A 9448-nucleotide genomic window follows, 5' to 3' on the forward strand; every position below is an offset into this window, starting at 1 on the left:
AGTGTGTGAAGACGTCAGACATCTCCACTAAGCCCGGAGGTCCTCCCTTCTCACAGCCGAATCGTCAACAACGTCCCTGCCGAGTACAGCTAGCCGCTGCCCGGGGATGGCCTCGTCGACCATGAAACCGATGGGAGCACGCTCTGGTTCGTCCGGGTTTCCGCACATCACTTGCAAGACTGCCGACCACGCGTCGTCCTTCGATACGGCGACGGTTGTGGAATATTCGTCGATATAGGGTAACCGTTCCATATAGAAGGATCGTACTAGAACATGGCACCCCCGCGGAAGCATGAAACCGATGTGATACTGGATGCCGCCCGGGCCATCGTGTTGAGCGACGGCCCGCGCGCAGCCAGCATCGCTGCGATCGCCAAGTCCAGCGGAGCGCCTGCGGGCACCCTCTACCACCGGTTCGGCAACCGCGACGGCATCCTGGCCGCCGCGTGGCTGCGGTCACTCGAGCGATTCCAGGTATTGGCTTTGGCGGCAACCGGCGATACCGCGCTGGAATCGGCCGTCGCGATGGCGGTTTCTGCCGTCGAGTTCGCCCGCGGGTGGCCCGACGACGCCCGACTGCTGCTGACCATCCGGCCGTCGGATCTCCTGGACGGGCCGGACGACGAGTTCGGCAAGACACTGGCAGCGATGAATCATCCGCTGGTCGAGCGGGTCGAGTTGATTGCGCGAAAACTGCACGGCCACAGTGATGTTCGTACAGTCGCGGCGGTGAGTCGCGCCATCGTCGACCTGCCGTACGCGGTGGTCAAACGGTATGCGCACGGCGAGTTGCCGCGCTGGCTTGCGGACGATCTGGCGGAAGATGCTCGCGTGTTGCTGTCGCGTCCGGTTGAATCGATTCGTGGACAACGAAATTCGGGTCGTAAGCGCCAGTCGTGACATAGCCGCTCCGGCGGAGCAGATTTTCGAGTTGATCGCCGACCCGGCGCAACAACCGCGCTGGGACGGCAATGACAACCTGGCCGAGGCACCGGCGGGTCAGCGGGTGCATGCCGTGGGCGATGTCTTCGTGATGGTGCTGACACTGGGCGCCACACGGGAGAACCACGTCGTCGAATTCGACGAGGGTCGACGGATCGGGTGGAAGCCGTCAGAGCCGGGCCTGCCCCAACCTGGGCATCTGTGGCGGTGGGAGCTCGAACCGATCGATGCCGCGCACACCCGCGTCACGCACACCTATGACTGGACCGCGCTGACCGACGAGAAACGGCTGAGCCGGGCCAGGCGGACGTCGGCAGACTGGCTGCAGGCGTCGCTGACCCGGCTCGCCGCGCTCGCCGAGCAGTAATCACGCCTTGGGTGTGACCGTCTCCTTGAAGGTGCCGTCACCCTGGTTCAGCCAGGTGATGGTGCCCTTCTGGAACTCGCTGACCCAGCCGCCCTTGGCGACGTCTGGGCCGCCCGCGGTCTGGGCCTCGTCGGCGGTGGGGTAGCCGAGCGATCCACCGGGACCGCCTTGAGCGTTGTACACCTTCAGGATTTCGCCCTGAACCACGTGTGCGCCGGTGGCCGGCGACGAATAGATGGTGCCCTTGGCGAATGGCTGCACGGTGCCGTCACCGACCTTCTCGGGCTGCGCGGTCGGCAGGCCGAGGGCCGCTTCGCCGCCGGCCTTGGTGTAGGCGTCGTTGGTGGGGCCGTCCAGGTTCACGTTGCCCACCCCGGGGACGTTGAGCGAGGTGGCCGCACCGGCGATGGCCGACGACACGGCGCTAGAGGCAGCGCTGGCCGCCGATGTTGCCGCGCTGGCACCTGCGCTGGCGGCCGATGATGCCACGCTGGCACCTGCGCTGGCGGCCGATGATGCCACGCTGGCACCTGCGCTGGCAGCCGACGATGCCACCGACGATGCGTGGGAGGCCGCGTCCTTGGCCTGCGAGCAGGCCACAACGGCCGCTCCGGTAACCGCTGCAATACCAACAGCGGCGGCAACGCGACGTAACAGAAATTCGTTGTTCACGTGAAACTTCCCCTATGTATTCGCAGTGACACGACTTCGGTTGCGAAGTCCGAACATTCGTGACGCTAATCGGCAAGGGCGGCATCTAGCCTGCGTTTGGTGAAATTTTGCTTACAGCACAGATAAATACCCCGTCTGCGTTCTCTCCATGGCAACTTTCGTCTCGGCCGTCAATTTATGTTGACCATGTCAATCGAGGTTGACGGGTCCAAATCACAAGTGCCGCAACATAGCCGACACGCCGGGCTCCCGGTGCGTTGGGCTCAGCGTCCCGCGGCAAACTCGCGTAACGAGGCCACCTGAGAAGCATCCAGTGACGGCCGCACCGTCTCGCGGGCTTTGGCCACGTCGGCCGCAGTGACATCGGCGGCGTCGATGGATCGCCGCATGGCGGTCAGTGCCGCCTCGCGCAGTAGCGCCACGCAGTCGGCTGCGCTGTAGCCGTCCAGGTCCGCAGCCAACACGCCGAGGTCGACATCGGCGGCCAGGGGGATGGACCTGCCTGCGGTACGCAGGATTTCGCGACGGGCATCGGCATCGGGCGGTTCGACGAACACCAACTTCTCCAGCCGCCCGGGCCGCAGCAGCGCCGGGTCGATCAGATCCGGACGGTTGGTGGCGCCGACTACCACTACATCGCGCAGCGGATTGATGCCGTCCAGTTCAGTCAGGAGGGTAGCCACCACTCGGTCGGTCACACCCGAGTCGAAGCTCTGACCGCGTCGCGGAGCCAGCGAGTCCATCTCATCCAGGAACACCAGAGACGGCGCGGAATCCCTTGCGCGCTGGAATAATTCGCGCACGGCACGCTCCGACGAACCGACCCATTTGTCCATCAGTTCAGCGCCCTTGACCGCGTGCACCGACAGCCGACCCGAGCTGGCCAGCGCCCGCACCAGGAACGTCTTGCCGCAACCTGGCGGCCCGTACAGCAGTACGCCGCGCGGTGGTTCCACGCCCAACCGCGCAAAGGTGTCAGGGTGCTGCAACGGCCACAGCACCGCCTCGGTCAAGGCCTGCTTGGTTTCGACCATGTCGCCGACGTCGTCGAGCGTCACCGATCCGGCCGAGACTTCCTCGCTCGCCGACCGGGACAACGGCCGGATCACCGCAAGGGCACCGGTCAGATCGTCTTGGATAAGCGCCGGCTCGGTACCGTCGGAACTGGCCCGGGCCGCGGCCCGCAGCGCCGCCTCCCGCACCAACGCAGCCAGATCAGCGAGTACGAATCCGGGTGTGCGCTGCGCGATTTCGTTCAAGTCCAGGCCGGTCGACGGCACCTTGCGCAACAGCACCTCGAGCAGCGCGGCGCGGGTTGGCGCGTCAGGCAGAGTCAGGCCCAACTCACGGTCGCACAGGTCTGGTGCCCGCAGCCGGACATCCAGTCCCTCGGGTACCGCCGAGGTAGCGATGAGCGCAACCCCCTTGGTGGCAACCGCCTTTCGCAGCTCGGCCAAGATCAGTGAGGCGACTGGCTCGGCGGTGGCGGGCAGCAGCGCGTCGACGTCGCTGATCAGCAGTACCCCGCCATGCTCACGGACATCAGCAGCTGCTGATGCCACCTGCGACAGCCGGTCTTCGGCGCGCAGCGCGCCGATCTCCGGTCCGTCCAGCTCCACGAGCCGCCGCGTGGCGCACACCGCCCGGACCATGGTGGCCTTGCCGACCCCCGCCGGCCCCGACACCAGCACCCCCAGATTGGCTGTGGCGCCGAGAGTTTCCAGCAGCTTCGGCTCGTCCAGCGCGAGTTTGAGCCACTCGGTCAGCCGGGCGACCTGCGTGTGCATGCCCTTGAGGTCGTCGACCGAGATGGCGGGAACATATTGGGCGGCAACAGGTTCGGGCGCAGTCACGACGGGAGCCGGAGTGGAAGCCCCGGCACCCCAGGTCACGACTGAATTGGGTTGCACGCTCACCGGACCGGTGGGGTCGACGGCGGTGACAGTCAGCAGCTCGGAGGTCCAGGTGATACCCACCTGGGCGGCCAGGGCGGTGGTGGCCGCCGAAGTAGAGGTACCCGGCCCCAGATCGCGCGGCAGCAGCGACACCGTGTCGCCGATGGTCATGACCTTGCCCAGCAACGCCAATCGCAGGGTGGCCGGGCTGATCGACTGGCTTGCCAGACGCGACCCACTGAGCGTCACCGACCGGGCACCGTACACCGTCACCGGCGCCACGATCACCGGGGAATCGGCCCGCACGCCGGCATTGGACAGGGTCACATCGTCGAGCAACGCAACCCCGGGCGGTGTGCCGGCCGGAGCCGTACCGACCACCGCCGCGGTGTTGCGCGTGCCGGTCAGTGAGACCGCGTCCCACACCCGGATGCCCAGGGCGGCAATGGCTTCCGGATGCAGCAACACCACGCCCCGGCGGGCATCCAGTGCTGAGGTGTTCAGTCGCGCAGTGAGTTGCAGGTGGCCCTTGGGTGGGTCGGCCGGCTGCTGGCTCTGATCCAGGGTCATCGACGCTGTCCGGGCCTGCGCAGCCGGAGCCGGGCAGTCGAACGGCGATATGGCTGGGCCGCCCGACGGATGGCGCGGCGGGCCTGCCGCTGCTCGCGGGGTTTGTCATCCCAGACTTCGGGGTGCTCGTGCAGCCAGGCCTTGGTCCGGATGGCGAACGGAATGTGCAGCACGTACGCGCCGATGAGCACCAGAATGACGATGTAGCCGTACATCACCGAGGCCGCCACCAGGATGGCCAGCAGCGCCAGGAGCGGCACCACCATGTTGGGTGGCACAGCGAAGGTATGCACCTTGCGCATCGGTATGGTGCTGACCACCAGCAGCGAGACGCAGATCATCCAGCCGATGACGCACGACTGGCCCCAAACCGAATCCCACCACGGGCCTGGAAACTGCATCTTGGCGGCCAGCGGGCCGATGGCGCCGATGGCACCGGCAGGAGCCGGCATACCGACGAAGAACTCCTTCTCGAACGCCGGACCGTCGACGTCGAGCATCGCGTTGAACCGGGCCAGGCGCAGCACGATGCACACTGCGTAGAGCAGCACCACGATCCAGGCGACCGGCGAGCGGTTCTGCGAAAGCAGCGTCAGGTACACGATGAACGCCGGTGCCACACCGAAATTGACCGCGTCGGCCAGCGAGTCGATCTCTGCGCCCATTTTCGAGGTGGCGTTCAGCATGCGGGCGGTACGGCCGTCGAGCGCGTCGAGGATTGCGGCTCCAGCCAGCAGCGCCATCGACTCGGTGGGCCGGTGGTCGAGGGCGAACTTCACCGCCGACAGGCCCAGACAGATCGCGGCGACTGTCATGGCGCTGGGCAGCATGCGCAGGCTCACCTGCGGCGGTTTGATGCGAGGCTTCATTCCGGCAACCCAATGGGCAGCTCCGCCAGCACGGTCTCACCGCCTACGGCACGCTGTCCGAGTTCCACGCTGATCTGCGAGCCCGCAGGAAGGTAGGTGTCCAGCCGGGACCCGAACCGGATGAGCCCATACGTCTGGCCCAACGCGAGCTTTTCGCCCGGGTGAACGTCGCAGACGATGCGCCGGGCGAGCAGACCAGCGATCTGCACAGCGACAACGTCGTGCCCGTCGTCGGTGCGCAGCCACATGCTGTTGCGCTCGTTGGCCTCGCTGGCATCGGACTTGTCGGCAGACAGGAACTGGCCCGGCTTGTATTTGACCGTCATGACCTCGCCGGCCACCGGCGCGCGCTGCACGTGGGCATCGAACAGCGACAGGAAGATGCTGATCCGCGGCAGCGGTTGGTCGGACAGGTTCAGTTCGGCCGGCGGCACGGCCTCGTCGATCAGCGTCACCTGGCCGTCGGCCGGAGCCACCACCACGCCGGGGCGGGTGGGAGCTGTTCGGGGCGGGTGCCGGAAGAATGCCGCACACGCACCGGCCGCGGTCAGGCCGGCGGTGCGGACCCAGCGGTTGCGGGCGCCGAGCGCAGCGACGCCCAGGGCGCCACCAACGAATGGCAGCCCGGCGGGGTGGATCGGAGGAATGGTGGAGCGAACCAGGTCGACCAGGCGGGACAGGTCGGACTCGTGGTCATCGGCTGGGGGTCTCGCAGGTCTGGCCATCGGGACTCGATTCTACGGTTCGCGGAGGTCTATCGGAGATCCCAGACGGGCACCGGTGATCCACTATCCAATTCGACCACGTCCTCGCCGATCTCCAGCAGGCAATTGGCCGTGGCGAGCCAGCGCAGATGGTGCGATGCGGGGGGACCGTAGCTGCTGACCTGTCCGTCGTCGTCGAGAACGCCGCGGCGGAACTGCCGCTTGCCTGCCGGCGAGGTGAGTTTTTCGCCGAGGATCGCGGTGCGATGCGGCCGATCGGCGGGCAGGCCCATGGCGGCGCGCAGCGGCGAGCGGATGAACACCTCGAAGGACACCAGTGCCGATACCGGGTTGCCGGGCAGTGTGATGATCGGGGTGCCGTGCACCGTGCCGGAGCCCTGTGGCATCCCGGGTTGCATGGCGACCTTCACGAACTGGACCTCGTCGGCAAGGGCGTCTTTGACCACCTCGTAGGCGCCGGCGCTGACACCGCCGGTGGTGACGATCAGGTCGACGTCGGTGGCGTGCCCGGCCAGCGTGTCCCGGAAAGTGGCCACGTCGTCGCGGGTCATCGGAGCGGTGACGACCTCGGCGCCGGCGTCGCGCAGGGCAGCGGTCAGCATGACGGCATTGGACTCGTAGATCTGCCCGGGCTGCAGTGGGGTGCCCGGCGGTACCAGCTCCGTACCGGTCGACATGACCAGAACCCGTTGCCGCGGAACGACTTTCAATTCCCCGAAGCCCAGCGCGGCGAGCAGCCCGAGGGCGGCCGGGGTCGCGACCGTGCCGGACTGAAGAACCGTCATGCCTGCAGTGACGTCCTCGCCGGCCCGACGGATGTGCTGCCCTTCGCGCGCCGCGGACCGGATGCTGACGACGTCGACGGCACCGTCGGTCGCCTCGACGGGAACCACGGCCGTCGCGCCCGTCGGGACGGGAGCCCCGGTCATGATCCGGTGTGCGGTACCCGGAGCGATGGACAACTCATCGGTACGGCCTGCCGGAATGTCCTGCGCGACAGGAAGTTTCACCGGGTTGTCAGCGGAGGCGCCGGCGATGTCACTGGCCAGCACCGCGTAACCGTCCATGGCCGAATTGTCGAACCCGGGCAGCGAGATGGGCGCCACCACGTCCTCGGCCAAGGCCAAGCCCAGCGCGTCGGCAATCGGCGCCGTGATCGGCGCGCGGGCCGCGATCAATCCGGCGACGACGCGCTGGTGCTCTTCGACTGTCCGCATGGTGCTAGATAGGGAAGCTGACGCCGGTGAGTTCTGTGGACACATCCCACAGCCGGCGCTGCATCCCGGCATCGTGTGATTGCGAATTCGACTGGACCAGAACGGGATAACCGCGCAGTTGGCGGAAACCCGACGGGCCGTAGTACTGCCCACCGCGAGCGCTTGGATCGGTAGCGGCCCGCAGGGTGGCAAGCGCCCCCATCAGCGGACTGTTGGTGAACAATCCGTTGATCTCGCGGAACCCGGGCAGGCCGGAACCCGGTATGTGCCGCATCAGCTCGGTGTTGGATATACCGGGGTGCGCCGCGGTGGAGATGGTCTCGGCGCTGGCCGCGGCGAGCCGACGCTGCAACTCGTAGCTGAACATCAGGTTGGCCAGCTTCGACTGGCCGTACGCGGCGACCCGGTTGTAGCGGCGCTTGTCCCACTGCAGGTCATCGAAATCGATCTTCGCCTGGATGTTGTGCGCAATGCTGGCCACCGCCACCACTCGGGAACCCTCGACCGGCAGCAGGTTGTCGATCAGCAGGCCGGTGAGCGCGAACGCTCCCAGATGGTTTGTGCCGAACTGCAATTCGAATCCGTCGGCGGTGGTCTGCTTGGGCGGGTACATGACGCCCGCGTTGTTGATCAGCAGGTCGATGTGGGGGTGGGCGGCGCGCAGATCGTCGGCCGCCGCGTGCACGGACGTCAACGAGCCCAGATCGAGTTTCTGCACCGAGACGTCGGCGTTGGGCGTCTTGGCCTTGATCCGCGCGACGGCGTCGTCACCCTTGGCAGTGTCACGCACCGCGATGACAACCCGGGCTCCCTTTTCGGCTAGCACTCGCGCGGTTTCGAAACCCAGTCCGGTGTTGGCGCCGGTGACGATGGCAACCCGACCGCTCTGGTCAGGGACGTTGTCGACGGTCCACTTACTCATGCGCGGTCCGCCTCCGCTACTCGCTTGATCGTCATGCGCCGTCCGCCTCCACTACTCGCTGGCTGCTCATGGGGCCCAAACATACGGAACTCAAATGTTGGACGGTACACCGGCTGATCCACCACACCGACGCCGAGCGTGGGTACGCCTACGACGCCGACCCGTCCTCCTCGGGCAGGTTGGTGACCGCGCTGCAGGAAGCTGGGCCGGCCGAGTTGGACGGTGGTTGACATGAAGTCCGACTGGAACATGGTGTTCGCAGGGTGAACAGGGTGCTCGGGTAGCTCTCGAGTTGTGCTGAGCCGGTGGGGGCTTACTGTGTTTCAACATGGCTATCGGCGGGGTGCTCTTCGACATCGACGGTGTCCTGGTGACCTCGTGGCGCCCGATTCCCGGCGCCGCTGAGACGTTGCAGGCGCTGGCGGACCGGAAGATCGCCCGGTGCTTCCTGACCAACACCACCGCCCGAACGCGTCAGCAGATCGCCGAAATGCTCAGTGGCGCAGGCATGTACGTGTCCGTTGACGAAGTGATCACCGCAGCGGTACTGACCGCGGACTATGTGCGCGACCGCTACCCGGGCGCCCGATGTTTCCTGGTTAACAAGGGCGATCTCGGCTCGGACATGCCCGGCATCGACCTTGTGCATGCGAGCGATTTTTCCGGGCCGCAGCAGCCGGAAACCCCTGATGTGGTGCTGCTCGGCGGGGCCGGGCCGGAGTACAACCACCTGACCTTGAGTTGGGTATACGACTGGATGGCGCAGGGTGTCCCCGTGGTGGCCATGCACCGCAGCAACGCGTGGAACACCGCCGACGGCCTACGCGTGGACACCGGGATGTATCTGGCGGGTCTGGAGGCAACCTCGGGGCGTCAGGGTGTGGCGGTGGGTAAACCGGCGCCGGCGGGCTTTCTGACTGCGGCCGCGCGGTTGGGCGCGGACCCCGAAGAGATGTACATGGTCGGTGACGACCTGAACAACGACGTGCTGGCGGCCCAGGTGGTTGGCATGACCGGAGTGCTGGTGCGGACCGGGAAATTCCGGCAGGCCGCGTTAGACCGTTGGGCCGCAGACGAATTCGCCATGCAGCCCAACCACGTGGTGGATTCGGTGGCTGACCTTCCCGGCCTACTCTTCAACGACTGACCGTGAGGGTTATGCGCGGTATTTGGTGGGCGGGTTCAAGGGATCGATGCAACAGTTGGCGGGTTTGACAGTAGTTTGTCGAGTGCTTCGGCGGGTGTTCGCCAGTTCAGGGTTTGGCGGGG

10 protein-coding genes are annotated in these 9448 nt (G+C 66.5%); 4 read left to right on the top strand and 6 right to left on the bottom strand.

What is annotated here, in order from left to right:
* Positions 1-273 precede the first annotated feature (273 nt).
* Both M2432_RS27620 and M2432_RS27625 read left to right on the top strand, forming a co-directional pair.
* Positions 274-900, top strand: a complete 627-nt coding sequence (locus M2432_RS27620; RefSeq protein WP_280830042.1) for a TetR/AcrR family transcriptional regulator — start codon at positions 274-276, stop codon at positions 898-900.
* Positions 863-1309 carry an SRPBCC family protein gene (locus tag M2432_RS27625; protein WP_280830043.1) on the top strand — a complete coding sequence of 149 codons (447 nt, stop codon included), beginning with the start codon at positions 863-865 and terminating at the stop codon, positions 1307-1309. The genes M2432_RS27620 and M2432_RS27625 overlap by 38 nt, the downstream gene beginning before the upstream one ends.
* Here the strand turns inward: M2432_RS27625 and M2432_RS27630 are convergent, their stop codons facing one another.
* The 6 genes from M2432_RS27630 to M2432_RS27655 all read right to left on the bottom strand — a co-directional run bounded on the left by M2432_RS27630 (position 1310) and on the right by M2432_RS27655 (position 8179).
* Positions 1310-1981 (bottom strand): hypothetical protein, encoded by a 672-nt coding sequence (locus M2432_RS27630; protein WP_280830044.1) that lies wholly within the window; start codon positions 1979-1981, stop codon positions 1310-1312.
* Between the two features lie 263 nt (positions 1982-2244).
* The gene (locus M2432_RS27635; RefSeq protein WP_280830045.1) at positions 2245-4446 is read right to left on the bottom strand and encodes an AAA family ATPase; all 2202 of its coding nucleotides are present in this window, start codon (positions 4444-4446) and stop codon (positions 2245-2247) included.
* A complete protein-coding gene (locus tag M2432_RS27640; RefSeq protein WP_280830046.1) occupies positions 4443-5315 on the bottom strand; it encodes a phosphatidylcholine/phosphatidylserine synthase in 873 nt (290 codons plus the stop codon). Before M2432_RS27640 ends, M2432_RS27635 begins: the two co-directional genes overlap by 4 nt.
* Positions 5312-6040 (bottom strand): phosphatidylserine decarboxylase, encoded by a 729-nt coding sequence (locus M2432_RS27645; protein ID WP_280830047.1) that lies wholly within the window; start codon positions 6038-6040, stop codon positions 5312-5314. Before M2432_RS27645 ends, M2432_RS27640 begins: the two co-directional genes overlap by 4 nt.
* Before the next feature lie 29 nt (positions 6041-6069).
* The gene (gene glp / locus M2432_RS27650; RefSeq protein ID WP_280830048.1) at positions 6070-7257 is read right to left on the bottom strand and encodes a gephyrin-like molybdotransferase Glp; all 1188 of its coding nucleotides are present in this window, start codon (positions 7255-7257) and stop codon (positions 6070-6072) included.
* A gap of 4 nt (positions 7258-7261) precedes the next feature.
* Positions 7262-8179: an SDR family NAD(P)-dependent oxidoreductase gene (locus M2432_RS27655; protein WP_280830049.1), complete on the bottom strand. Its 918-nt coding sequence runs from the start codon at positions 8177-8179 to the stop codon at positions 7262-7264.
* A gap of 68 nt (positions 8180-8247) precedes the next feature.
* On the opposite strand from M2432_RS27655, the gene M2432_RS27660 reads away from it, so the two are divergent.
* Complete coding sequence (locus M2432_RS27660) at positions 8248-8409, top strand: hypothetical protein (protein ID WP_280830050.1); 162 nt, start codon at positions 8248-8250, stop codon at positions 8407-8409.
* Between the two features lie 98 nt (positions 8410-8507).
* Complete coding sequence (locus tag M2432_RS27665) at positions 8508-9326, top strand: HAD-IIA family hydrolase (RefSeq protein WP_280830051.1); 819 nt, start codon at positions 8508-8510, stop codon at positions 9324-9326.
* Positions 9327-9448 lie beyond the last annotated feature (122 nt).

Source organism: Mycobacterium sp. OTB74 (assembly GCF_029892685.1).
Classification (GTDB): domain Bacteria; phylum Actinomycetota; class Actinomycetes; order Mycobacteriales; family Mycobacteriaceae; genus Mycobacterium.